Source organism: Verrucomicrobiia bacterium (assembly GCA_035629175.1).
Lineage (GTDB): Bacteria > Verrucomicrobiota > Verrucomicrobiia > Limisphaerales > DASXHY01 > DASXHY01.
The window spans coordinates 66,261-91,833 of sequence record DASPIL010000058.1 but is presented as its reverse complement, the minus strand read 5'-3'; the positions used below and the strand labels follow the sequence as shown (position 1 = coordinate 91,833).

Here is a 25,573-nt window from a genome sequence, read left to right as displayed (position 1 = left end):
CGGCTACTGATGCCATCCAAACATCTTGAGGACGGTCACGAGGGAGTAGGCGACGAAGGCGCTCGCGGGGATGGTGAGCACCCAGGCCCACATGATTTGCTCCACGACCGTCAGTTTCAAAGCATTAAAGGCCTTGGCTGAACCGACCCCCATGATGGACGCGGTAATCGCATGGGTGGTGGAGACCGGCATGCCGAAATGTGCTGCGGTTGCAAGGACGGTTGCCCCAGTCGTTTCCGCGGCGAAGCCATGAACTGGTTGAAGTTTCACCATTTTATGACCCAGCGTCTTGATGATGCGCCAGCCGCCGGCGGCGGTTCCTGCGGCCATTGTCAGCGCGCAGATGACCTTGATCCACAAGGCGATCTCCACCGTCTTTCCCGGCGCTGGCGGAGGTGTGTACAGGAAAGACAGCCAGCCCGGCGCATTGTCCAGGCTCCCCGTTGCAGTCGCGCTGACGAGGGCGAGCGCGATGATTCCCATGGTTTTTTGGGCATCGTTCGTGCCATGGCTGAAGCCCATGTAACCGGCACTCAGCAACTGGAGTTTGCCGAAGGTACGGTTAACCGTAACGGGGCGCCAGTTCCTCAGCAGGACGTAAAGGATTGCCATCACAATGAAGCCAATTATGAATCCTGCAAACGGGGACAGAACCATGGGAATCACGATCTTCCAGAGCAGGCCCTTGCCCATCCACCAATGGTCCGCGTGAGGCTCGGACCAGATCAGCGCGGCCCAGTTATTGTCGGCTGCGGCAACGGCGGCGCCGCACAAGCCGCCGATCAGCGCGTGGCTGGAACTGGATGGCAGGCCGAACCACCATGTGATCAGGTTCCACACGATGCCGCCGATCAAGGCGCAGATGATCACGGCGGAAGAAAGTGTCACGATCTTTGAATCGACCAATCCCGAAGAGATCGTTTTCGCGACGGCGGTTCCCCAGAGGGCGCCCAGCAGGTTGGTCGAAGCGGCCAGAACCACGGCCTGTCGCGGGGTCAATACCTTGGTTGAAACGACAGTGGCAATGGAGTTCGCCGTGTCGTGGAAGCCATTGATGTATTCGAAGATCAGCGCTACCAGGATGACCGAAAGGACGAGCGTCATGGCAGCGTCAGGAATTCTTCAACGCGATGTGAGAAATGACGTTCCCCGCGTCGCGGCAGCGATCCACCACTTTTTCAAGAAGCTCATAAAGATCCTTGAGGACGATGACCTTGACGGCATCGTGGCGGCCGCTGAATAAATCCTTGAAAATGCCCATGATGGTATCGTCTGCTTCGCCTTCGATCTGCTGAAGCTTGCTGTTGAGCGCGCGAATCTCTTCGAGGTTCACACCGCGCGAGAGGCTCTTCACCATTTCGACGACGGTCACGGTGGCCTTGTCGAGGAGCGCGATTTGCGGCGAGAAATCCACACCTCGAACGTGTTGTGCTGCCAGAAGCGCCCGTTCCCCGAATTTTTCAACCGTCTTGGGAATCTTGTAGAGCGCATTGGACAGCGCCTCAATATCCTCGCGCTCGAGGGCGGTCACAAACGTCGTGTAAACTGCTTCCGTAATTTCTCGGGTGATTTGCTTGTCCTTGCGCCGGGCGACGGCGAATTCCTCCAAGGAAGCTGGCTGATCCAGCGAGGTGCTCAGTTTCATCAGCGTCTGGACGCTGTTGCGCGCTTCCTGGGCACTGGCTTCCAGAAGCCGGAAGAACATGTCTTCCTTTCCGAGCAATCGTTGCAGCGAAAACATAGCGCCGACGTTTTACACGGCATGCGACGGCATGGCACCAATAAAATTTTCCATGGGGTGCTGAGCAAAAAAAAGCGCGAAGGATCGCCTTCGCGCTCGTGAGTTAAAAGGAGGCTCGGTCTTTACCGCACGAGGCGGTAGAACATGCTTGTTTCGCTCGCCGGGATGGTCACCTGATTCTGCCCGTTCACAACGGTGGGAGCGGGGATGCCGTTCGTGGTCCAATTGGCGCCGGTTCCAAGCGCCGTCGTTCCCTGGAGCACTGCGCCGGCGCTTCCGCTAACGGGCCAGCGTATCTGGACGCTGTTTCCAACAAGGTTGATGGACAAGGAAGCTCCGGGGGAGACGATTGTATCCGGACCCGCTGCGATGTTGGCCGCGATTTGAGATTGCAACAGCGCGCCGTTGTAAACGCGGAATTCGGTGATCGAACCCGTGAAGCCCACATCCGGGTAGCTGGAACGCGCGAGCCATGCAGTTGTGAGCGCCGTCAGGTCAAATGTTGCATCGTAGCTGACACGGCCCAGCAGCGCGCCGTCGGTGAACAGCGAGAAGGTGCGGTTCAAGGCGTCGATGACCACCGCCACGTGATGCTGGCCGTTGGTCAGGCCGCTGCCATTGGCGCCGACGTTCACGCCGACTTCGTTGTTGAAGCCCGCTCGCGCCCAGCGGTATTGCTGGCGGTTTGCGCCTCCGCCTGCACCCCACGGGCTGTAGAAGAGATACTGTCCCGTCGTCGCGGATCCTTCGACGGTATCGTTGAGGTTGAACACCCAGTTGCCCTGGTCGGTGCCAACGGGCGCGTAAAAGCCAGGCGTGAACCAGGCTTCCAGCGTCACATTGCTCACTCCCGCAGGGATCAGTGTTTGGCCGAAATCGACCCATTGAACGTTCGGATCATTGCTGGGAATGGCTGTGTTCGCGAACGTGGCGGAGCCGGTCCCGGGCAGGGTCGTGTTGATCAGGGTGCCGTTTACATTCCCGACCAGGTCGGTGATTTCAGTGCCGGTGCCGTTGAAGCTGTAGCGATGCACGAGCGTCGCGGGTGAGGAACCCGGAGGTTGCACGACGTTCAACGTGAACTGGTTCGTGAATCCCGCATAGGTGCTGATGATTGTCGTTGTGCCGACATTGATCGGCGTGACCGCGCCCGCCGCGGTGATGGTGGCAATGTTTGTGTTTGCCGAGGTGAACGTGACATTCGTGAAGGCATTGACGTTGATGTTCGTAACGCTTCCGCCGAAGTTCGCCCGCAGCACTGCGTTGCTCGCTATTCCGCCTGCATAGAGGGTGTTCGTCAGGTCCAGTTGCAATGATACAGGTGACAGGACGCTAACCGTCGAGGTGGAAGACATGCCTTGGTAGGAAGCGACAAGGTTGGCAGTCCCAAAGGTTCGGGGCGTGAGAAGCCCCAGTGCGTTTACGGTGAAGATGTTCGTGTTTGCGCTCTGAAGCGTGACGCCGGAGAGGCCGGTGATATCGACATTTGTCACGTTCTGATAATTTCCCAGGAGCACTGCCTGCATGCCCAGGGGATTACCAATCAGCAGATTCGCAGGTTGCGCCTGGATCGACACCAGGTTGCCAGGTGAAACAGCGAGCGCATTGGGGCCTGCCTTGCGGCTCATCGCGATATCCACGTCGTTCATCACCCCCTCGTAAATGCGGAACTCGTTGATTCGACCGTTGAAGATCGGATCGTTCCATTGCGAGATGCCAATCCAGTTGTTGATGTCTTCGAGAAGCGCGAGTGCCCATGGGGCCTGACCGGACGCAACGGGAATTCCATTGTAATAAATGCGGGAGAAGTTGCTTTCGGGTGCGAGCACCACCGCAACGTGAACCTCCTGGTTGAGCGGGGGCTGGCTTGACTGTGGCCCCACCAGGTTGGGATTCTCAGCTGCACTGGAATCGGAGCGCGCGGCGACACGCACGCCCTGGTTGGCGGCGCTGCGGGGTGTCAGGAAGAAATATTCCAATCCGTTGCCGGCAACGTTCGGATCGGTCCCCTTGAGGCTGCTTCCGAAGTCAAAGATGCGCGTGTTGTTGGCCGCAGCGCGCCAGGTGAACCAGACCTCGACGGTAACGTTGGTCTTGCTGGAGATAATTCCATCGGGAAGGTCGATGTAGGGAGCAAACGTGTAGCTGCTCGCCCCCGGGAAATCGGCCTGGCCCGTGCCAAACGTGATGTTCGTTCCCGTCGGACCTGCGAAGACCGTGCCATGCATTCCGCCAACTGAATCGGTGACGGTGGTCGCGCCTGCGGTTTCATTGAAACTGTAACGGTGCTCCAGGGTCGCGACGCCTGTGGCGACAGTTACGGGAACGCTGTTGCTCATTCCACCCACCGCGGCCGTAATCGTTGCCGTGCCAGGCGCGAGCGCAACGAGCTGCCCGCCAGGCGTGATCCTGATCACATTGGTGGCGGACGAGGTCAGTGTCACGTCCGCGCCCGAAAGCTGAAGCCCGCCGAGATTTGCAAAACCGGCATTGATGACTGCATTTTGCGTGGCGCCGACAACCATGGAATTCTGCAACACCAGGCTGACCGATGTAACCGCGCCGGGGTTGTAATTCATTGTATCGGGTCCGCCGAGGAATGCGCTGGCATTCAGCTCCTGAAGTGTCAGCAGGCTGTTGTGAATTCGGAATTCATTGTAGCTGCCTCCCAGGAAAGGATCGTTCCAGTTGGCTCGTCCGAGCCAGACGTTCACGTCGCGAATACTGGAAAGAGGGATCGTCACCACACCGCTCGCAACCTCCTGGCCGCCGATGAACAGCCTGGCGCCGGACGGACCGTAAGTGACGGCAAAATGGGTTTCAACCCCGGATGGAAAAATGGTCGGCGAATTCAGGACAGGCGTTTCATTGTTGAAGCCAGGCAATGTGTCGCTGGCCGTGAAACGCGGGAGGAGCGTGCCGCCCGCCTGTGGTGTCAGGAAGAGATAGTTTCCTCCATCGCCCATTGTGAGGCTCCCGGTCGTGTCTTCCCCGACGCTGTTTGTGCCGAAGTCAAAGATGCGAGCCCAGGTTCCGCCGGCGGTCCAGGTGACCCAGCCTTCGATGGTGATATTCGTGAGCCCGGAGACGAGGCCGTTTGGAAGATCGACATATCCGCCATTCTCGGGCGTGCCGTCAGTGCCGAGATTCACCTGTGAGCCGTCCAGCGTCGCCGTGCCAGTGCCTTTCACGCGAAGGGTTCCATGCGCGGTCCCGACCGAATCCTGCACTGTTGAAGGGCCGGGATCGTTGAAAGAATATCGGTGGATGACAGCGCCCGACGCGGACATCGCAGCCAATGTTAAAAGCGTTAGCAGAAATTTGGAAAGATTTCGCATGTGGTCGTTCTTGGATGTTTTTGGGACGAGTGGTTAATACCTGTAGCGTCCTGACTCCAAACTCCTAGTGGGTTAAACACCCTAGGCTGTACGGGCCAGAAATATATCCGAGTTTTCCGCGGTGCCGGAACGAAGGATGCGTCGGGCGAAGACCGCCCTTTTAGTCGTTTTTCGCCCTGCTTGCGGTGAAGGTGCGGTGACTACAGTCCAAGGAAAACGGGCTTGAGATGCCGCTCGTAAAGGTTGCCCGTCACGTTCCTGGAAATGGTCTCGGAACACTGGCGCACGAGGTTCAAATACGTGTCCCCCTTTTTCGCGGCCACCTTGAATCCTACGTGTAACAGCTGGCGCACGTGCGGATTGAAGTGGGGCGATTTCTGGTCATGCCGCACGGATGCCGCGAAACGCGCGGCGTCCCAGCCCGCGATATCCTGCGGGGACGGCAACTTCGCGCGATCGATATCAATAACCGTCGCATAGGGGGCGCAGAGTTCGTCGATATGTTCGAGGGCCTGCGCATAGATGTTGCGTGCGAGCGCCAGTCCTTCCCCCCCCGCCTCGGCAAGCCCGATGATCTCCTCGAGCCACGTCGTTCCCGCGGTCTTCAGGTGGAGTCCGGCGTTGTGCCGTTTGATGGCGCGGTGAATGGGTCCGTAGATCGAAAACTTGTCGCTGCCTGAATGCACGCTCAGCTTCAGGCTGGCTGGCAGGCCGTACTTCTGGATCGCAAAACGAATCACGGACAGATCGTCGTTGAACTCTTTTTCAAATTGAGCCACGTCCCCGACGTAGTCGACGCCTTTATTGAACCTGCCTGTGAACTTGGGCGCGACCGTCTGAACCGGCACCTTTTCATCCGCAAGCGCAACGAGGATCACGAGCAGCTCAACGGGCGTTTGTGGTGAATCGGTTTCGTCCATTGAAACCTCGGTGATGAACTTGCCTTCCCCTTTCGCCTTCACGATGTGCCGGTAAATGACCGCGGCTTCCTGGACTGCGTAGAGAAATTTATTCGCGATGCGCTCGACTTCAGCGCGTGAGGCGTTGATACCGCCCTCAACCCCGGGTATGTCGACGCGACCCGCCAGTTCGGGGTGGCGATCCGCAAACGCTTTCACGGCATCAGCCTGTGCCGGTTTTCCGATTGAGTCAGCGACGTCAATCGTGAAGAAATCCGAGTGCGGGACGAAACGGTCAACGGTCTCGAGGCGAATGTGATCCGCATCAACGTGGTGCGGCTTTTTCCACCCGAGTTGCTGGACCGCGGCATCCGCAGCCGCCCGGACACTGGATGGTTCGGAGCCCACAATCATGTGCTCGCGGTTCGACTTGTTCCAGACGGGAATCACCTCGATTCCTTTTTCCGCGGCGAGCAAGCACGCGCGCAACTGGGCTTCCGCCTGTTGTGCAAAACGATCTCCGACCCCAATGGAATATTTCTCGATGGTGAGCATGTTGACGGGCGGCATTCTGCATGGCGCTGGGAGAGGGGTCAATCGCCAGAATCGTGAGATTAAGGCAGAAAGGTCTTCGATTTATGCACTCACGCAATCAATTGCCAGGACGGCAGCACATCGTCCCCGGGTTGCGCAGGCGCGCCCTTCAACCACTTGCGTTCAGCAAGAATTCCAATCATCGCCGCGTTGTCTGTGCACAAGCCGCCCGGTGCCAGCCTCAATCGCAGGTTCTCCCGCTGCGTCGCGGACGCCAGCCTCGCCCGCAGCGAGCGATTGCACGTGACGCCGCCTGAGGCCGTGACGCATCGCACGTTCAATCGCCTCGCCGCGCGCATCGTTTTCGCGACGAGCGTTTCCACGATGGCGGATTGAACGCTCGCACACAGATCGCGAATGGTTTGCGGCGAGTTGAGCAGGTCAGGGTTGTCCCGTATGAAATAGCGGAACGACGTCTTTAATCCGCTGAAACTGAAATCGTCATTCGCGTCGTGAATCAACGGTCGTGGAAAATCAAATGCATTCGGATTTCCATTCGCGGAGAGCCGATCGATCTCGGGCCCGGCAGGGTAGGGGAGGCCCATGAGCTTGCCGACCTTGTCGAAACATTCCCCTGCGGCATCGTCCAGTGTTGAACCGAGAAGGCGATGCTGCAGTTCGCTGACAACGTGGATCAACATGGTGTGCCCGCCGCTCACGATCAGCGACACGTTCGGTTCAAAGGAGCCGAAATCTGCCGCGGGAGGGTCGCCGACGATCCAGGGTGAATAGAGGTGCGCCTCGTGGTGATTGATCCCGAGGAACGGTTTGCGCAGGACGAACGCCATGCTTTGCGCCGCGCGAAATCCAACCATCAAAGCGCTCGGCAACCCTGGCCCTTGCGTGGCGGCAAATCCATCCAAGTCTGACGCGCGAACTCCAGCCTTTGCCAGCGCGGCATTTGTGATGGGAATGAGATTCCGCAGATGTTCACGCGCGGCGAGTTCGGGAACCACCCCGCCGTATTCAGCATGAAGCCCGATTTGAGAAGAGACCACGCTGGAAAGGACCCCGCCGTTTCGGATCACTGCGGCGCTCGTCTCGTCGCACGAGGTTTCGAACGCCAGCACAAGCATGAACTGAGGATGGAAAGAGGACCGCGATTAATTCCCCCGCGCCTGGGCCGCAGCCATTTTTGAGGGTCCGGTTTTTTGAGGACGGAGTTCGCCAAAGAGCAAAATTCCTTTCAAAAGATCCATCGCACGATCGAGCTGCGGGTCGCGCGCATTCAGCACCCGGTCCCGATCCGCGCCGTCCAGGCTTTCGACGCCGCCCTGCGTGCGTCGCAGCAGGATGTCGCGCTCCTCGTCCTCAGTAACGGGGACGATCACGTTGGGCGTGATGCCCACTTCATGAATGACCTTGTGACTGGGGGTGTAATATTTGGCAGTCGTCAAGCGGAGTGCCGAACCGTCATCGAGCGGGATGATGCTTTGAACGGAACCTTTGCCGAATGTTTTCTCTCCCAGGACGATCGCGCGGTTCAAGTCCTGCAGGCAGCCTGCCACAATTTCCGATGCGCTGGCGCTGCCGATATTGACGAGCACGACGATGGGCGTATGCGGAAGCTCATCGCCGCGTCCCTTGGCGGTGAACTTCTGGTTCGTGTAACGGCCTTCCGTCGAAACGACCAGCTGCCCGCGCGGCAGAAACTTCTCACACACTTCAACTGCCTGGTCGAGCAGCCCGCCGGGGTTCCACCGCAGATCAAGGATGAGGGCCTGCATGCCCTGCGCCTTCAGCTTCGCCAATGCAGCGGCGAGATCCTCGCTCGTTTTCTCCCCGAACTGAACGAGGCGCACATAGCCAATCTTGTTGTCGCCCAGCGGAAATTCCTTTCGCCCGTTGATGTCCTTGACCATGTCGACGTTGATGACGGCGCGCTTGAGGGTGTAGTCCTTGGTTTCGCCAGAGGACGGCCGCTGAATAGTGATTGTGACATCAGTGCCGGGTTCGCCGCGGAGGAATTTAACCGCGTCCTGGAGTGTCATGTTCTCCGTGGTTCTGCCCTGGATCCGGGTGATCCGATCGCCCGACAAAATTCCGGCCTTGAACCCGGGCGTGTCCTCAACAGGTGCGACCACAGTGATGAAATTATCCTTCATCGAAATGATAATTCCCAGGCCTCCAAACTGCCCCTGTGTGTCGCTCTGCAGTTCCTTGTATTTCGAAGGCTCCATGAATTCGCTGTGCGGATCGAGCCGATCGATCATTCCCTGCAGCGCGCCATACACCAGTTCCTGGTAGCTGATCTCCTCGCCATCCACGTAGTCCTTGCGGACTTTCTGCATCACCTCGGTGAACAGCTTGAGGTTGGGATACGGCGAATCTTTTTGAGCCGCCTCGGCGGAGCTGATGTAAAGCCGTGCGCCGATGAACAGGTTTGCCGCGAGAACGACCGCGACGATGCTGAAGACGAAACGCCGTTTCATAGAGTACTGCGGGAACAATACGGGCCGCGGCAACCGTTTGCAAACGCCGGTTTACCGGCGGAACAGGTTGGTAAATGCCGCATCGGTTCTGAGTCCTTGAAACCGGGGGTCCTTCTCCGCCTCCGCCTGCAGGTCATTCGCAGCGGGATTTTGTTGCCTGCGCTGGACGCTGAGTTCCAGCGCCCGCTTCAAGTCGGCCAATGCCTCGGTTCGCTTGTTCAAAGCGGCCTTTGTCGCCGCCAGATTGTACCACGCTTCAGGCTCATTGGGCGCCAGGGCGACCAGCCTCTGGAGCGCGGGTTCAAGCCGCTGAACGACGTTCAGCTCCGCGTAAATCCGGGCGACCTGAAAGACCATCGCCGCATCGGCCTGTGGATGGGCCACGATGCCGTCCAGCAACTGCATTGCGCGATCCGTCTGTTGCACGCTCCAGTATTTCTGTGCGAGTTCGAATGCCTTGACGAAGTTCGTCGGATTCGCGCTCACATCGCGTTCGAGTTGTGCGAAGTCAATCTGTGGCTGCGGCGGCGCGGCTGCGCGACTTGTGGACGAGCGGAGTTGTTCGACGAGGTTGCCAACCTGCCCGTTGTAGGGATCCAGCTTCTGGCAGGTCTCAGCCACGACGAGCGCGTCTTCCATGCGGCCGAGGTTCGCGAGCAATTGCACATAACGGAACACCGCCTCGGGGCTGTAAGGACAAAATGCGAAAGCCTGCTTGAAGGAGAACTCCGCCTCGCGGACGAGCCGCTGGCGTTCGGCGTCGCTCTTTGGCAGGTACTGGACGGGCGTCGGTGCGCCCGATGAAAAGCCGAGGCGCCACGCATAGATGCCGCCGATCGAACTTCGCAATTTCGAAAACGCCTTCTGCGCCTGATCATCGCGAACGAATTTGCGATCACCCTTGAAGCCCGCAAAGTTGCGCTTCATGTAGACCTTCTCGGCAAAGGCGCCGATGTCTTTGACAGGCGTGTCGTAATCAATCCAGTCGCCGATCAGGCGTGTCGAGTAGTCCTTCCAGAATTGGTGATCCCGCGCGATGATCTCCTCAGTCAGTTCGGGAATCGGCTGGCGGTTGATCTTCATGATGATGCCGAACGGCGTCAGGTGCGGGAACATCCAATCCAGCGGGAAGCTTTCTTCCACATAAAACTCGTTCGTCGGGTTTTTGTCGAAGATGACCTTTGTGAGCAAGCCATTGATCGCCATGACAGCGACCTGTCCTGAAACCTGGACGCGGTTGTCGACGATATTGATGTTTTCGCCCGGGCGAACCTGCCTTGGTTCGTTGGGGTATTGCTGGTCATGCATCAGACGGCGCTGGGCGTCTTCGATGTAAAGCTGGAAGCAGCGTTGTGAATCTTCAGGGGTGGGCGTGTAGATCTCGTTCGGCGGATACACACCTTCCTTGCGACGGCGTGCCTCCACGCGGGCGCCCCAGGCATTGAGTGGCCCATCCAGGACCCGGCCTGCGAGCCGGGCCAGCAGGTTGGTCTGATAATTGAAACGTCCTTCGCGGTCGCGCTCTTCCGGTCCGCGCAGCAGTTCCTGGAAGAAATAGGTGTCGTACTTATATTCGTCGCTTCGGAAGTAGTGCGCGCGGATGTACTGCAGGTACGTGCCGTCAGCGAGCGCGTTCTGCGTGATGATATAGACGTCACGACGATCGAAGACAGGATCCACCTCGGGCTTGCAGGAATTCGGGATGAAGCTGTCCGCAAAGATCATGTACGTCGGGGCAAACCGTCCGGGATCCGTGCCGCCAAACAGGATCGCGTGCCGATCCATCTCGGGGTAAACGAGTTTACCGCTGGCACCGGACGCGGCTTCCGTTCGCTCCTTCGCGTCGTAACTGAGCTGACCCGATTTGTCCTTGAACGGCGGGGTGAACATGTCATGGCCAAACCAGTAGCCGAACCAGTGTCCGCGCTGCTCATTTTCGAACCAATGCGTCATCACGGCGTAACTCGGCATCAGGGCCAGCACGGCAAGTGTTACCGCCATGGGCGCCCGTGTGCGCGAAGCGAAAACAGCAGCGAGGTAGACCAGGCATGCGACCACCAGCAGCAGGGCAGCGTAAATCGGAAGGCCATATTGATCCGGATTGAAGGCCTGAGGAATCGCAGCCAGCGCCTCCCGCATATTCGCCATTGCAGCCGGTTTTCCGACCAGTGTCCAACAGGAGAACACCAGCGAAATAAGGATGAAGAACAACGGTATGCCGAACGACAGCTGGCGATCCCGCTCGAGGCCCTTGTACCACAGGATCACAATGCACGTAAGCGCCGCCATCCAGCAGAGGATCTTGATGAAGCCAAACGCCGTCGCGGCATCAGGGCTGAGCGCCTCCTGCGCGTTCAGGGCGAGGGTGAAGGTTGTGAAATCCAGCGCGCACAAACCGCCCAGGATCGATACGTTGCGCAATGAGTTGTAATGAACCGACATGGAAGCCGCTGCCAGGCTGAGGCCGAAGCCTACAAACATCGCGACAAACACATGGGCGGACGTCAGGAATACCCGGTTCAGTTCAAGGGATTGACGGTCGGAGGAGAAGTTGAGCAGCCAGACCAGGAATGGTCCCACACAGATGAACAGCGCGACCATGCCGAGAATCCACACCCGCTCACGCCGCTTCAGCTTTCGGAAAAACAGGAAGACCACGAGCGCGATCAGGAGGTATAAAAACCCGAACTCGGTGCTCAGACCCTCAAAGAAACGCCAGAGCTGAAGCGAATACGTGGCGAAGAAGTTGCCGATCTGTTCGAACAGGGTGTCGCCCGCGCCACCCGTCGGATTGATCTTGTCATATTGCCCGCGTGTGAAGGCGTGGATGAATCCGTCCAAAGTCCGCGGATAGCCCCACTGCATCGGGGGATTCGTTGCTCCCGAGATTGGCATGAAAAGGTAGAATGCCATGCCGGCCGCCCAGCTCAGGCCCGAAGCAAGAACATGCCACCACTGTTTTCCCAGCGCCGCGGTCTGCCGGGCACAGCGGGCGAAGAAGAAGCCAGAGACAAGGATTGCGACCGCAATGAGAAACAACGTGCCGCTGGAATTAACCCGCGGGATGTAATTCGTAAGCCCGCCGAAAAAGAGCGCGATGAATCCGAGCGTGGCCAGCATCAGGCCGTCCCGGATAAACTCCGAGGATTTCTTCTGCGTGCGCACAACCAGCCAGATCCACAGTGCCGCCGAGGTGATCCCGATCAGGTTGTAGATCAGCTTCACCATCGTGTTGGTTTCCAGCATTGAGGGTCCCGCGAGCAACCCGAGCAACCAGATCAACGTGTTCCAAAAGAACATCTCCCGTCCGAGCTTCGGTTCCGCGAGCCACACGAGCACCTGGATTCCCATTGCAATGACGAGCAGGGACTGGTGGTTGTTGACACAGATGCCGTACCAGAAAAATGCATAATAGAGATAGCGATGCTGGTGAGGCGCGTATAGCCAGCGCATCAGGCACGCGATGACGCCCATGAGCGAAAGCACGCTGAGCGGGTACACTTCCACAATCACCGACTGGCTCCACATGTAACCGTTGAAGCCGATGAGCGCGCCCGCAACGAAGCCGGTCACAAGGCAGATCGCACCTTCAATGTTTCGCCTGATCGTGCGGAGATCGTCGATGCTTTCGATGAGCATGCTGCTGCCGCGCGAGACAACGAGGCCGAGCAGGCCTGCTGCAATGGCGCCCGAGAACGCCACGCCGAGCCCGACCCGCCAGGCGACATTTCCGATCGGAAGTAGAATGGCCCACAGATGCGTGTATAACGTCCAGACCGGGTAACCGGGAGGATGGGGGACGCCTGCGTAGTACGACGCGACAGCGAGTTCGCCGGAATCTTCCAGCGTCATTTCAGGGGCGAGCGTCAGGAAATATCCAGCGAAGACAACCAGGAAGGTGAGCCCAAAGGTGAGCCAGTCGATTCGTCTGAAAAGGGGTGGCAGCTTCGGGGGAACGACGGGAACTCCCGGCGTAGTGGCGGCGGTCGGCACCGCGTCGGAGGTCAGTTTAGGTTTTTCCATGCGTGTAAATCAGTTCGCCCGGCCTGGCAAAAATGAGCCAACACTAGAAGTGAAAGCGCCCGCGTTTGTCCAATCAAATCTATTTCCAAACGGAGCGTTCACATGCCCCACGTCGTAAGGGGGAATCGACGCTGCGCGCGATGGCTGATCCGTCGCAAACGGGTGCGCAGAGCTGACCAGGGGGTCCACTCCTTCACGCAGCACCAGGAATGTGAGCAGGCAGCACGCGGCAACGGGCGCCGCCCATTGCAGCATGCCCAACCGGGGCGATGGATTGGCGCTGCGCTGCCGAAAAATCCTGCGTTTAAGGTTTGGCGACGGGCGCCGCGGCTTCCAGGAAGCCAATTGCGTTTCCACTGGGTTCATCTCGTTCATAGTCCGCTTCCTTCAAACAGTTCCGCATTTTTTGAAGTCCATATCGATACCGGCCGGCGATCGTGTTGGGCGACGTTTCCAGCAATTCGCCGATTTCCTCAAACGTGTAGTGATGCCAGATCTTCAGCACAATGACTTCACGCTGCTCAACAGGCAATTCACGGAGGTGTCGCATTGCCGCCTCAGCCGCCGCGGTTTGGTCGGGCTGCTTCTCAAACCATCGATGCGATTCCAGTTCACGCGCCAGGCGCCGCCACATCGAGCGCCTGTAATTGAGGACGCGATTGCGGAACGTGCGAATGGCGTAGTGCCCAGGCTTGGAAGGCGCCACTGGACGTTCAAGCAACGTAATAAACGTTTCCTGCAGAACATCCTGGGCCTCGGCATGGCTCAAGCCGAGCGCGCGCCCATACAGCAGCAGTTCGGCGGCACGCGCTTCGTAAAGTCCTGCACTCCAATGTTCTGGCGCTTCTTCGCTCACGTTTTCACTGCATAGACACCGCCGAGCCGGGAATTGTATAAAGAAAGCGGGGACGAAGGAGAGGGGACAACGGGCGGGCTCGATCTTATTCAAACCCAAGCATCCGCCCGAGATGAAGCGTCGCGAAAGCAAATCCCCAGGCCAGGAGCCCCATGTAGATCCATTGGAACACAGGCCACTTCCATGAGTTGGTTTCGCGGCGAACAACGGCGACCGTGCTGACGCATTGCAGTGCGAACACGTAAAAGACCATGAGCGTCACCGCGGTCAAGGTCGTGTAAACCGGCGTGCCATCGGGCCGCTTCTGCTGCCGCAGGGTTTCCTCCAGCTTGGTTTCACCGCCTTCTGCGTCGGCCACGTTGTAAACCGTGGACATGGTGCTGACAAACACCTCGCGAGCAGCGAACGAGGCGACAAGGCCGATGCCGATCTTCCAGTCAAACCCGAGCGGCGCGATCAGCGGCTCAATCGCACGGCCCATCCGACCCGCAAAGCTGTTGCGCAACTGTTCTCCGGCGACTTCTCCCTGGATCGTTCCAGACACGTCCGGCACCTGCATTTCAGAGCCGCGTTCAGGCGCTTCGGCGGCCGCCCGCGGAATGTTCAGGGCGTGGCTGTTCACGCGCGGATACGTTGCAAGGAACCACAGAATGATATTGATTCCGAGAATGACCGTTCCCGCGCGGCGAAGGAAAATCTTGGATCGATCCCACATGTGCCGCAGCACGATTCGCAACAGCGGACGCTTGTAAGGCGGGAGTTCCATGATGAGCAAGGGCGTTTCACCCTTGAGCAGCGTCTTCTTGAAGATCCAGGCCATGAAGAGCGCAACGACGATTCCCAGGAGATACATCGAAAGCATCGTCAACCCTTGCATTCCGAGGAATCCAAACAGATTGAAGCTCCCGAAGCCGACGTTCACATCGTATCGGAGGTTCGCCACCACGCGATCCGGAATGCACGCGCCGATCAGGAGCGTATAGACAGGCAGCCGCGCGGAACAACTCATCAGCGGCGCCACAAGGATCGTCACCAACCGGTCCTTCTGGGATTCGATCGTGCGTGTCGCCATGATTCCCGGGATGGCACAGGCGAAGGAACTTAACATGGGTATGAAGCTCTTTCCGTGCAGTCCCACCTTGCTCATCAGGCGATCCATCAGGAACGCCGCCCTCGCCATATAACCTGTGTCTTCCAGGAATCCGATGAACAGGAACAACAGCAAAATCTGCGGCAGGAACACCACCACCGCGCCGACGCCGGCAATCACGCCGTCCACGAGCAGGCTGTTCAAGTCGCCCTCGGGGATCAGTTCTCCAACCCGGGTTCCAAGCCAGTCTACGACGGATTGCAGCGCATCCATCGGAATGCTGGCGAACGTGAAGATGCTCTGGAACATCGCGGCCATGATCGCCACGAAGATCACCGTGCCCCACACTTTGTGCGTGAGCACGCGATCCAGCTTGTCGCTGAACGTTTCTCCAGGCGGCGCAAGTTCGGCTGTGACGGCCATCTGGATTTCCGAAACAGCAGCATACCGGCCTTCGATTGCCTGGCTTCTCCAATCGATTGCCGCCTTCTCGAGGCGTCCGCGGCTCGCCTCAACCGCATCCAACACTTCTGGCGGGTAATGATTCGCGCTCGATGCGAGCGCCTTTTCATTGCTGAGGATCAGCAGCGCCTCGGCATGGGCTTGCGAGCGGCGCCCGGGAAACGCCGTGGACAGCACGCGGGAAATCTCCGCCACCTCATTCGCAAACTCCCGGGGCAATGCGCAAAAACGAACATCCGCCGTCGTGCCCGATGCGTTCGCTGCATTCTTCGCCAAAGCCGACAGAATCGTCTCGCGCAATGCCGTAATTCCATGGCCGGTGCTTGCAATAACCGGAACAACCGGCGTCCCCAAGGCCTGGGCAAGCTGGCTGGCTTCAATGCGCTGGCCGTTGGTTTCGGCCACATCAATCATGTTCAACGCCACCACCGTGGGATATCCCAGTTCGATCACCTGGGTGGCGTAATAAAGGTTCCGCTGCAGGTTTGAGGCGTCGACCACTACTACAATGGCGGCCGGGGCGGGAAGTTCGTCCAGGCGACCCAGCAGGACGTCGCGGGAAACCTGTTCGTCGAGGGACTGCGGGCTGAGGCTGTAAGTGCCGGGCAGGTCGAGAACCCGGATATCCGCGTGTGCGGGCGCATCGAGCAGCTTGCCCTCCTTGCGTTCAACAGTGACGCCGGCGTAATTGCCGACCTTGGCTCGAAGGCCGGTCAGCGCGTTGAAAAGGGTGGTCTTGCCGCAGTTGGGGTTGCCCGTCAGTACAACATAAGTCCCTGTGTGATTCTTGGACTCAACACTGTCGTGCTTGGCTGCCGCGGAATTCATTGCGAATTACGCGCTGGCTGCAAGGCGTACCAGGATCTGGTCCGCCTCGTGTTTTCGCAGGGTAAGATTATAGCCGCGAATCTTGATTTCGACGGGATCTCCGAGAGGTGCGAAGCGAACCAATTCGATCTTGGTGCCGACGAGCAGGCCCATTTCCATCAGGCGCGCCCGAGCCGGGGAGGGAACATGAATCTCGGCGACGGTTGCCGCCGCGCCGAGCGGGCAGGATGTGAGCGGTTGCAGTTCGGCCATGGATCAATCCGCCTCCAGTTGGCCCGGACGGGCTGGAAGAACGGCGTTACTTGGCCGCTGCGTTGAGGCGGACGGACAGGCGCGACTTTTTGCGGTCGGCGGTGCCCTTGTGCACCACGCCGGTCTTCGCAGCCTTGTCGAAAGCTGAAGCGACGCTGCGCAAAGCCTTGGCAGCGTCCTCTTTCTTGCCGGCGGTTACCAGGGCCAGGTAGTTCTTCTCCAGGGTGTGGAGGCGTGACTTGACGCGGCGGTTTTGCAGATTTTTCCGCGCGCTGCTCCGCATGCGGCGTTCGGCTGACTTGGTATTCGGCATAGATCGTAATTTAAATTTGAGCGCGAAACGGTAACTGACCTCGTTGCATTGTCAACGCTTACATGGATTGTGGAATTGAGGAAGGAATTGAAGGGCGTGTGATCGAACCGGTTGATTTTAAACTTCCCCTCTTCCGAGCTAAGCTGGGATGTAAACGGCTGGAACGCAAATTCAACAAAAGACTGGCGCAGAAAAAGCGTGGAGATAGTATCCCCCACCATGGCTGTACCTGTGATGCCAACCAAACGCATCTTGGTGGTCGATGACGAACCATTCGTCTGCGACGCCGTCAAGATGATGCTGACGTTTGATGGCCATGAGGTGAAGACGGCCAACAGCGGCAAGGAAGCGCTGGCTTCATTGGGCAAGGAAAAATTCGACTTGGTAATCACCGACTTTGCCATGCCCTTGATGAAGGGCGACGAGCTCGCGACGACGATCAAAAGCCAGTTTCCTGAACAGCCCGTGATCATGATCACTGCGTACGCCGAGATGCTTCAGTCTTCCGGGGTTCCCTTGTCTGGAGTCGATCGGCTGATCAGCAAACCGTTTCTGCTCGACGATTTGCGCGAGGCAATCGCACAGGTGCTTCTCCATCGCACCACGTAGGAGCGGGCCTGCGGCAGGTGCCGGCGCTTTGTGGTTGCGGAGCACATCCAATGCAGTCCCGGCAAGTTGAAGCGTTCACCCCGGCGCCCGTTTCCGTAGTTCTCCCATCTTCATTTTGCGTATAACGCCCCAATTGTGCGAAGGCGCGCCATCCTCTTAATCTGTCGCTGCAATCAGGACCGCGAGAGTATGGAAAATCAAACATCGGCAACCCCCCCAGCGGAGAGTATCGCTCCGAGCACCAAGCCCGCGGCGCCATCGTTGAGCCGCCAGTTGCTTCAATGCTTGATGCTCGTGCTTCTCAGCGCTGGCTCGTATCTCTTCATCAGCCACTTTTGTTTTCAGTCAGTGCAGGTCGTCGGTGTCAGCATGGTTCCCACCCTGCGTCCAGCCGATCAGTTAATCCTCGATCGCCTCACCTACCGCTTTCATGCGCCGAAACAAAACGACATTGTCGTGATCAAGGATCCCACCGATGGAGCGTTCGTCGTGAAACGCATCATTGGAATGCCGGGCGATTCCATCCTGTTCAAGAACGGGAAGGTTTTCGTAAACGGGGTGCAGTTGAAGGAACCCTACGTGTGGGCCGGACGGCCGACCCTGACCTATTCAGGCTTCCACGAGCAATTGATTGTCTGCGGACAGGATCAGTACTTCGTGCTTGGCGATAATCGGGAGAACAGTTTCGACAGCCGGATGTATGGTCCCGTTCGCCGGCAGAACATCCTCGGCGCAGTGCATCTCTAATCGGCCAGCTGCCTGCGCGAGCCGCGCCCTGCTGTTTTGGAAGCGTGGCGACACAGCAGGTACGTAAACCTGCGCTTCGAATCGGATCGGTTCTCGATCTTCCGCGGAACCCCCGCGCCGTGCATCCCCTCCATCAATTGTGTTGCCAGCGGATGCCCACCTGCTAAGGTCAAACCGTTATCGGGCTGAGACCAATCTTCAAGCCGGTTTGAATCGGAGTTCGTGGGGAAAAGGAAAAGTTATGCGGATTCTGATCCAGCAGAAAAACAGTGGCCTCTACTTTAAAGACGTCGGGGCCTGGACGAGGGATCCTGCTGATGCGATGGATTTCCTCAGTTCAACCGGCGCAATCGACTTCTGCGTCCTCAATAAAATCTCTCACGTGCAGCTGGTATTGAAGTTTGAGGAACAGCAATACGACATCGTCCTTCCGGTCCTCGGCCGCCTCGGAGACGAAAAGCGCGCCTCCGATGACACCCAGTCGGGCGCCTGATCATTACGATCGTTCCTTGCCTAACGACCCTCCGTGAATCATGCTGTCAACCATGAGTGCGAGTTCATTTGACGCCACAAGCCACGAACGTTTGGGGCTCCTGGGTCAGCGGGTGCTTTCCGGCGGATCTATCACGCGTGAAGAGGCGTTGTGGCTGTTCAATCTCGAGACTTCAGCCGACATCCTGGACCTGATTTCCTGGGCCAACCGCATCCGTGAACGATTCAAGGGAAACAAGATTCATCTCTGTTCCATCGTGAATGCCAAGGCCGGCGCCTGTTCCGAGAACTGCAGTTTCTGCGCGCAATCCGCGTTTTACCAAACCGGCTCGCCGCGCTACGGCTTCATCGATCCCGAACCTGTCCAGGAGGCCGCCGACGAAGCCAATCGCAACAGCGTCACTGCCGTTGGTTTGGTAGCTGCCTGGAAGGGGCTCAATGAGGGACCCCTTCTCGACGAGGTGTGCGACCGGATTCGCGAACTGAAGGCGGGCGGCAAGACCCGCCCTGACGCATCACTCGGAATCATCAAGGACCAGAAGGTCGCGAATCGGCTGAAGGAAGCGGGATTGGAATGCTACGGTCATAATCTGGAAAGCTCCCGGCGGTTCTTTCCGAAAACCTGCACCACGCATACTTACGACGATCGCCTGCAGACAATCCAGTTTCTTAAGAACGCCGGGATCAGCATCTGTTCGGGCGGGATCATCGGAATGGGCGAAACGCGTGAGGATCGATGCGATCTTGCTTTCTCGATCAAGGAAATTGGCGCGAGCGTGGTGCCGATCAACATTCTCAACCCGATCAAAGGCACGCCGTTCGAGAACAACGAACCGCTCTCTGTGATGGAGATTCTAAAGTCGATCGCGTGCTTCCGGTTCATCCTTCCGCGACGCGAGATCATGATCGCCGGGGGACGCACGGTGAACCTGCGCGAAGCCCAAAGCATGATCTTCATGGCGGGCGCGAGCGCGATGATGGTCGGCAATTATCTGACCACCCTGAATCAGCCTGTCGAGAAGGACATGCAGATGATCCGCGACCTGGGTTTGGATCCGAGCTGGGACAAGCACGGTTTCACTGACCAGGCGGAACACGAATGCGGGTGCAACGGAACTTCATGCGAAGCGGAACCGGCGATGGCGAAGTAGCGGGGCCCGGGCAGCGCCTCGGCAAGAACCTTGATCGGTACTGCGGCGATGTCATTGATGTCCGCCAGACGCTGGCAGAAATCATTTCCGCCGCCGACAAGCACGGATGGGAACGCGGGTCGTTTGCGACCACGGACGGTTTCGAATTATTGAGCCTGCATCGACCGGCGCGCTCAGACAGCCCAGCCACGCGGCGCATTTACCTCAGCGCGGGAATTCATGGAGACGAACCCGCGGGTCCGAGGGCGGCGCTGCGGTTGCTTCAGGAAGATCGCTGGCCCGAAAATGCGGAACTCTGGTTCTGCCCGTGCCTGAATCCGGTAGGGTTCACACTGAACTGTCGTGAAAACGCGCGAGGCCTTGATTTGAACCGCGCCTACCTGAATCCCTCGGCTGACGAAATCATTGCGCACATCAACTGGCTGGAGAGGCAGCCCGCCTTCGACCTCTGCCTTCTGCTGCATGAAGATTGGGAATCGAACGGCTTTTACCTCTACGAACAAAACCCGCTGGGCCAGCGTTCGCTCGCTGAACCCATGATCGATGCTGTGGAACGCGTTTGTCCGATTGATCCAAACGAGTTGATTGAGGGACGTCCGGCAAGCAGGGGAATCATCCGCCCGAATCTCGATCCCGATTCGCGCCCCGACTGGCCTGAGGCGTTTTATCTGATTCGACACAAGACGCGGCTGAGCTACACGCTCGAAGCGCCCTCAGATTTCGCGTTGCAGGTGAGGGAGCAGGCGCTGATCACGGCTGTTCATGCGGCGCTCAACACCTTCTGCGGTTTTTGAATTCCGCTCCGCGATGTGCGTTCGCTCCTATGCGAGCAAGGCGCAGTTCCGTTGGTTCATCCAGCTTTGGCCGAGTTCAAGAAGCGTCTTCGATTTCAACACGCGTTCGGCCATTGGGAACACAATGCGTTCTTCCTTGTCGAAGTGGCTGCGGCAGAGGACGACCGTGGTGAGCAGGAGGTGGCGTGCGTGCTTGAGGCTTTTCGACTCGTGAACAAGCGCGAGGTTCTGTTCGATGAGATCGTGTTCGTGATGAAAGATCGCGCAATGGCCGAGTTGCTCAAACGAGGGTTCGAGCGGCTTCATGAAGAGTTCGTCCTCCGTGTGCGAATGCGCCGACAGCATTGTTTCCATCAACGACGCCAGCACCTTCACCTCGGCCAGCGTCTTGAGCCGTGGCGCGATTTTTTCGATGTGATCAAACAGATTGTGGAACACCAGGTGTTCGGCCAGCAGTGCTTCTGTAATCTTCATTGGAATGACTGGTTGTTGCCGTCCAATACAGCGCATTCGACGGCCCGCGGCTAGTCGGGACTTGCCTTCCTTCAACCGAAAAGTGCCTGATCCCTATTGATAGTGCGGCGGCTTCTGGTTGTTTCCCTTGATCCGCTCGAGCTCCTGAACCTGCAACGTCTCAGACTGTCGCTGCACTTCCTTCTTCAACCGCGCAATGACTTTTCCGTGGTCAATCACAACTTGGTTTAATTGCTCGAGTTGATGTTCCAGGTGCGCGACGTGGGTTTCAAGCCGTTCCAGCCTTTCAGGTTCGTTCGGGTTCATTCGTAATATCAGGGAAGGCGCACGCGGAAAAACCGGTTGTCTGGCGGCGTTGCGGCGTTGGTGCGCAGGAACGTTCCGGCGGCATCAAAACGATTCGTGTGAATCAGCGCCCATTCGGCGGCTGAATTCCGCAGGTTTGTGGATGCGATCAAATGATAAGGCCCGCCGCCCCAGCCGCCCTGGCCGCTGAGCAACACGTGCGAATCCTGCCGGCTGATCCGAAGAAACGGGGGCATTGCCAATCCGCGTTCGAATGCCCCCAAATCGGGCGCAACTCCCGCAAAAACGAATCCAATATTCGTCCCGGCATTGACGAGGTCGCTCGATCCCAGGAGGTTTGCAAACGCAGTATTCGGCAAGACGCCGTTCGCCTGGCGCGGCTGCGTCAGGAGCGATTCATCGAAGCTCGCAAAATCGTTCGAGGCAATCGTCACGGGCAGGGTGAAATAGTTGAACGACACATCGTTGCTGCTGCCGAGATTCGCCACTTCCGTCGAGGCGCGGAATCCCAGGTTGTTTTTCATCAGGTGACCGTAACCGGGCACATCTGTTTCATTGTCGGCCAGGGTGGACAGCATGTTGTAATTCACGCTGTTGCGGAATGCAGTGTTGTGAAACCAGTTGAGGCCGCCCGTATGATGATTGGCGTAAAATCCGCTCACGCGGTTGCGCACCGCCAGGCAGAACTGCGTGACGTGCCGCGGCACCGGACTTGGGATTGCGCTGCCATTCCGCCCATAGCCGCCCGCCTTGAATCCGTGGCCGTCCCCGCCCGAACTCGTGAAGTTCGTGAAGTACCCGTTGTAGAACGCCCAGCAACGGTCGATCGTCACGGCCGCTCTCGCGCCAATCAGGTCGAATCCATCGTCGCTGTTGAACCACGCGCGGCATCCGCTGAACACGTTGCCGCTGCCGGACGCTGCCGATGGATGCGCGCCAAATCCGTCAACGTTCCCCATCGAAAGGCTGTCGAGACCGCGATTGTTATAGGCGTCGCAGTTCAGCACGAGATTACTTTGTCCTGACGTGAGATACCAACCCACGCCCATGCCGTCGCGCATGGCCAAATGTTCGAATCGATTTCGGTTTCCCCCCGCGACGCGGAAACATTCTGATTGCGTGTTGCCCGCCTCCCCCGCCCGAATCGTGACCTGCGCGCCCACAACGTCAAAGCCCTTGAAAACGCAATCGCTTGCCGTGACGAGGAACGCCGTCACTCGCCACCCGGGCGGCTTCACGGACGAGAAATCGAAGACGGGACGTTCGCCAGGAAAACCGAGATAATTGATTCCGTTCTTGTTGATCCTGTTGACGATTGCCCAGGGCGCATTCGTGGCGGTGACGTGGGTGTTGTTCAGGAAATAATTCCCGCCGCGAAGAAACACGGTGTCACCCGCGCTGGCGGCTGACTGCGCGCGCATCAACGTCAGGAAAGGCGCATTGCTGGAACCGTTGCTGGCATCCAGTCCGTTCGGCGCAACAAACCAGGTCGCTGCTCCGGCCGTGGCTGTTGCGAGCCAGAGAACCAGCGCGATCGATTGACGCGCCGTTCTGAGCGAGAGCTGGGTTATGAGCCGATGCACTGCTTCTGCACTCTAGCAGCCCCCGCTCGAAATGCCTTCTCGATTTTTCGCGCAAATCGCCGAGTGGCTTTTCAAAGTTGATTGCCGGGTGCGCCTCCGTGTTCACTGGACCTTCGATGGAGGCGTAAGATGGCGCGGGAATTCCCGGTCGCTGTAAAAAAACCGCGTTCCATTCACGGAACGCGGTCCTGATCGAAGAGGATTCCCGGGCGGGTGCTCTGAACCTGCTATCCGTTTTTCGAACGGCGCATCATGAACAGGCTCATCAGGCCGGCGCCAACCAGGGCGATCGAAGAAGGCTCCGGGATGGGAGCGGCGTAGATTGCGGCGACCGGATCGCGATCGCCCGCGGGCACGTTATTGCGGGCGCCAGTGGCTCCCGTTCCAAGGGACATAAACGCGCTCAACGCAGTCGAAGCGCGTTCCACAAGGAGGTTGCTCGCAAGGTCGTTGTTCAATATTTCGAGGCTGTACCAGTGGCCGGCAAGCAAGGACACCTGATCGGCGCCCGTAAAGGTGAGGGTCGTAATCTGGCCGCCCGCAGTCGTGTAGGAGAAATTCAGGTCGGCTGAAAAGAGGTCGACGCTCGTGTTGTCGATCGTGTAACGGGGATTCGTTTCTGAAACCGTCGTTCCGAGATCATACAGCGAAAGCGAGAAGTTGTTGCCGAGGATGCCTTGCGACTCGAATTTGATTTCGCCGAGATTGAATGCGCTGGTGGTCAGGAAGGCGATCCCAACAACGCCGCCGCCAGTGTTCCCTCCTTCGTAAACGTTGCCCTGTCCCGGTGTCGCAAGAGCGATCGCCGGAGTTCCAGACCACGCTGCGGAACTGGTGTTCATGCTGCCATCGACGGAATAGGCAACACCGGCCCATGCACTGGCAGTGATGGCGCAAAAGCTTCCGCATAACAGGACCTTGAGTGGAGTTTTCATAATCGTGTGCTTCGATAACAGTGTCTGAGTTTCAGTGTATTTCGGCTGTGAGGTTGGCAGAACGGTTTCCGCAACATCCATACGACGAACGTCGTAAGTGCGATAGCGGAGACCGAACATACAGCGCGGTTTGCTTTGCTTTGCCCGCCGCTCCGTCAGCCTTTCTTCTCGCGACCAGGTGTTTGATGACTTTGCTTTGGCTGGTTCCCTTTGCGGGCCCGCTGATGGTCATCGGCTCGCTGGGATTCGTTCCTGGTAAAGAGGGAGGACGGAAAAGAGGGGCGCGCCAACGGTGACATGCACGTCGCCCGGTGCTGCTCTCCAACAATCTTCACGTGGCCTGATCAGCATTGGCTGCAATCGGTGGACTACGTAAGATGTTCGACCGAGATGATGGAAACCTTTGATACACCCGCTCTGCTGCAGCATCCAGCGGCCGACCCTGGCAACTGGCTTCTCGATCCCGCTGTGACCTATCTCAATCACGGTGCGTTTGGAGCTTGTCCCAGGGTTGTCCTGGAATACCAGCAAGGGCTGAGACAACGGCTCGAACGCCAGCCGCTGCAATTCCTCGCGCGCGACCTCGAACCGATGTTGGATGCCGCTCGCAACACGCTGGCAAAATTCGTTGGAGCTGATCCAGCAAACCTCGTCTTTGTTCCCAACGCGACGACCGGCGTGAACACCATCCTGCGGTCGTTGGATTGGAAAAGCGGTGATGAGGTAATCGTGACGACGCAGGAATACAACGCGTGCCGCAACGCGCTGGATTTTGTCGCGCAACGTTTCGAACTAAATGTGATCGTTGTTCACATTCCATTCCCGCTGTCCGCAGGCGACGAACCTATCGCGGCGCTGCTGGAGAAGGTCACCGAGCGCACACGGCTGGTGTTGATTGATCATGTCACGAGCCAGACCGGAATGGTGCTGCCCGTTGAACGGATTGTTCGTGCAATGACAGAGCGGGGGATTGAGACACTGATCGATGGCGCGCATGCACCCGGAATGGTTCTGTTGAACCTGAAGGAACTCGGGGCCACGTATTACACCGGGAATTGCCACAAATGGCTCTGCGCTCCGCGCAGTGCCGCGTTTCTCCATGTGCTGCCGCATCGCCAGGCCGCCATCCGCCCGCTCACGATCAGCCACGGCGCGAATTCCCTGCGCAAAGATCGATCGCGCTTCCAGGTCGAGTTTGCGTGGATGGGCACATGGGATCCGACCGCGGCGCTCAGCGTGTCCGAGGCATTGCGGTTCATGGGCTCGCTTTTGCCTGGGGGTTGGGTTGAAATCAGGGCGCGAAACCGCGCGCTGGCGCTCGCGGCGCGCGAGCTCCTGTGCAACGCGCTCGAGGTTGCAGCCCCCTGTCCGCAAGAGATGATTGGTTCCCTGGCATCCATCCCATTGCCAGCGAGGTTCGCGCACGAAGAACCGGTGTTGCCTGTAAACGAGCATCCGCTGCAGATGCGTTTGCTCGAGAAGCACGGCATCGAGGTTCCAATCATGCCTTGGACTTCAGGTTCGCGCCTGATCCGTGTTTCAGCGCAACTGTATAACTCCTTGCCCCAATACGAGCGCCTCGCCGATGCACTGCTTTCGGATTCTGCGGGTTGAAGTGTCCATCGGGCATACGCCCCATGCCCCGTTTCGTCGT

At 58.4% G+C, this 25,573-nt stretch carries 21 protein-coding genes; 6 read left to right on the top strand and 15 right to left on the bottom strand.

Translation table 11 applies throughout. From position 1 onward, the window contains the following. Nucleotides 1-3 precede the first annotated feature (3 nt). The 11 genes from VEH04_09540 to rpsT all read right to left on the bottom strand — a co-directional run bounded on the left by VEH04_09540 (nt 4) and on the right by rpsT (nt 16,828). Complete coding sequence (locus tag VEH04_09540; GenBank protein HYG23013.1) at nt 4-1,104, bottom strand: inorganic phosphate transporter; 1,101 nt, start codon at nt 1,102-1,104, stop codon at nt 4-6. A 7-nt stretch (nt 1,105-1,111) separates the two neighbouring features. After that, the gene (locus VEH04_09535) at nt 1,112-1,741 is read right to left on the bottom strand and encodes a DUF47 family protein (protein HYG23012.1); all 630 of its coding nucleotides are present in this window, start codon (nt 1,739-1,741) and stop codon (nt 1,112-1,114) included. 122 nt (nt 1,742-1,863) lie between these two features. Continuing rightward, on the bottom strand, nt 1,864-5,079 hold the full coding sequence (locus VEH04_09530; protein ID HYG23011.1) for a LamG domain-containing protein: 3,216 nt from the start codon (nt 5,077-5,079) through the stop codon (nt 1,864-1,866). Nucleotides 5,080-5,279: 200 nt separating this feature from the next. Next, entirely contained in the window at nt 5,280-6,533 is a 1,254-nt protein-coding gene (locus VEH04_09525) for a tagaturonate epimerase family protein (GenBank protein HYG23010.1), read from the bottom strand. Nucleotides 6,534-6,622: 89 nt separating this feature from the next. Beyond that, complete coding sequence (gene tsaD, locus VEH04_09520) at nt 6,623-7,648, bottom strand: tRNA (adenosine(37)-N6)-threonylcarbamoyltransferase complex transferase subunit TsaD (GenBank protein ID HYG23009.1); 1,026 nt, start codon at nt 7,646-7,648, stop codon at nt 6,623-6,625. Between the two features lie 27 nt (nt 7,649-7,675). Then, complete coding sequence (locus VEH04_09515; GenBank protein ID HYG23008.1) at nt 7,676-9,004, bottom strand: S41 family peptidase; 1,329 nt, start codon at nt 9,002-9,004, stop codon at nt 7,676-7,678. Nucleotides 9,005-9,055: 51 nt separating this feature from the next. Then, nucleotides 9,056-13,027 carry a DUF2723 domain-containing protein gene (locus VEH04_09510; protein ID HYG23007.1) on the bottom strand — a complete coding sequence of 1,324 codons (3,972 nt, stop codon included), beginning with the start codon at nt 13,025-13,027 and terminating at the stop codon, nt 9,056-9,058. Nucleotides 13,028-13,331: 304 nt separating this feature from the next. Continuing rightward, on the bottom strand, nt 13,332-13,883 hold the full coding sequence (locus tag VEH04_09505) for a sigma-70 family RNA polymerase sigma factor (protein ID HYG23006.1): 552 nt from the start codon (nt 13,881-13,883) through the stop codon (nt 13,332-13,334). An 85-nt stretch (nt 13,884-13,968) separates the two neighbouring features. Beyond that, nucleotides 13,969-16,263 carry a ferrous iron transport protein B gene (feoB, locus tag VEH04_09500; GenBank protein ID HYG23005.1) on the bottom strand — a complete coding sequence of 765 codons (2,295 nt, stop codon included), beginning with the start codon at nt 16,261-16,263 and terminating at the stop codon, nt 13,969-13,971. Between the two features lie 6 nt (nt 16,264-16,269). Next, on the bottom strand, nt 16,270-16,515 hold the full coding sequence (locus VEH04_09495; protein ID HYG23004.1) for a FeoA family protein: 246 nt from the start codon (nt 16,513-16,515) through the stop codon (nt 16,270-16,272). Nucleotides 16,516-16,561: 46 nt separating this feature from the next. After that, nucleotides 16,562-16,828, bottom strand: a complete 267-nt coding sequence (gene rpsT, locus VEH04_09490) for a 30S ribosomal protein S20 (GenBank protein ID HYG23003.1) — start codon at nt 16,826-16,828, stop codon at nt 16,562-16,564. Nucleotides 16,829-17,047: 219 nt separating this feature from the next. Between rpsT and VEH04_09485 the strand changes: the two genes are divergently transcribed. The 5 genes from VEH04_09485 to VEH04_09465 all read left to right on the top strand — a co-directional run bounded on the left by VEH04_09485 (nt 17,048) and on the right by VEH04_09465 (nt 20,621). Next, entirely contained in the window at nt 17,048-17,437 is a 390-nt protein-coding gene (locus tag VEH04_09485) for a response regulator (GenBank protein ID HYG23002.1), read from the top strand. Nucleotides 17,438-17,626: 189 nt separating this feature from the next. Next, nucleotides 17,627-18,184, top strand: coding sequence for a signal peptidase I (gene lepB, locus VEH04_09480; GenBank protein ID HYG23001.1), 558 nt, complete (start codon nt 17,627-17,629; stop codon nt 18,182-18,184). Between the two features lie 241 nt (nt 18,185-18,425). Further along, nucleotides 18,426-18,677 carry a hypothetical protein gene (locus tag VEH04_09475; GenBank protein HYG23000.1) on the top strand — a complete coding sequence of 84 codons (252 nt, stop codon included), beginning with the start codon at nt 18,426-18,428 and terminating at the stop codon, nt 18,675-18,677. 52 nt (nt 18,678-18,729) lie between these two features. After that, nucleotides 18,730-19,827, top strand: coding sequence for a biotin synthase BioB (bioB, locus tag VEH04_09470; GenBank protein ID HYG22999.1), 1,098 nt, complete (start codon nt 18,730-18,732; stop codon nt 19,825-19,827). Then, complete coding sequence (locus tag VEH04_09465; GenBank protein ID HYG22998.1) at nt 19,797-20,621, top strand: M14 family metallocarboxypeptidase; 825 nt, start codon at nt 19,797-19,799, stop codon at nt 20,619-20,621. The genes bioB and VEH04_09465 overlap by 31 nt, the downstream gene beginning before the upstream one ends. Before the next feature lie 27 nt (nt 20,622-20,648). Here the strand turns inward: VEH04_09465 and VEH04_09460 are convergent, their stop codons facing one another. From VEH04_09460 to VEH04_09445, 4 genes are all read right to left on the bottom strand, one after another. Next, the gene (locus VEH04_09460; protein HYG22997.1) at nt 20,649-21,095 is read right to left on the bottom strand and encodes a hemerythrin domain-containing protein; all 447 of its coding nucleotides are present in this window, start codon (nt 21,093-21,095) and stop codon (nt 20,649-20,651) included. A gap of 93 nt (nt 21,096-21,188) precedes the next feature. Continuing rightward, nucleotides 21,189-21,401 (bottom strand): SlyX family protein, encoded by a 213-nt coding sequence (locus VEH04_09455; protein HYG22996.1) that lies wholly within the window; start codon nt 21,399-21,401, stop codon nt 21,189-21,191. A gap of 8 nt (nt 21,402-21,409) precedes the next feature. After that, nucleotides 21,410-22,984, bottom strand: a complete 1,575-nt coding sequence (locus VEH04_09450; protein HYG22995.1) for a pectate lyase — start codon at nt 22,982-22,984, stop codon at nt 21,410-21,412. Nucleotides 22,985-23,211: 227 nt separating this feature from the next. Then, nucleotides 23,212-23,919, bottom strand: a complete 708-nt coding sequence (locus tag VEH04_09445) for a PEP-CTERM sorting domain-containing protein (GenBank protein HYG22994.1) — start codon at nt 23,917-23,919, stop codon at nt 23,212-23,214. A 393-nt stretch (nt 23,920-24,312) separates the two neighbouring features. Here VEH04_09445 and VEH04_09440 point away from each other — a divergent pair, with 393 nt between their 5' ends. Continuing rightward, on the top strand, nt 24,313-25,533 hold the full coding sequence (locus VEH04_09440; protein ID HYG22993.1) for an aminotransferase class V-fold PLP-dependent enzyme: 1,221 nt from the start codon (nt 24,313-24,315) through the stop codon (nt 25,531-25,533). Nucleotides 25,534-25,573: the final 40 nt, after the last annotated feature.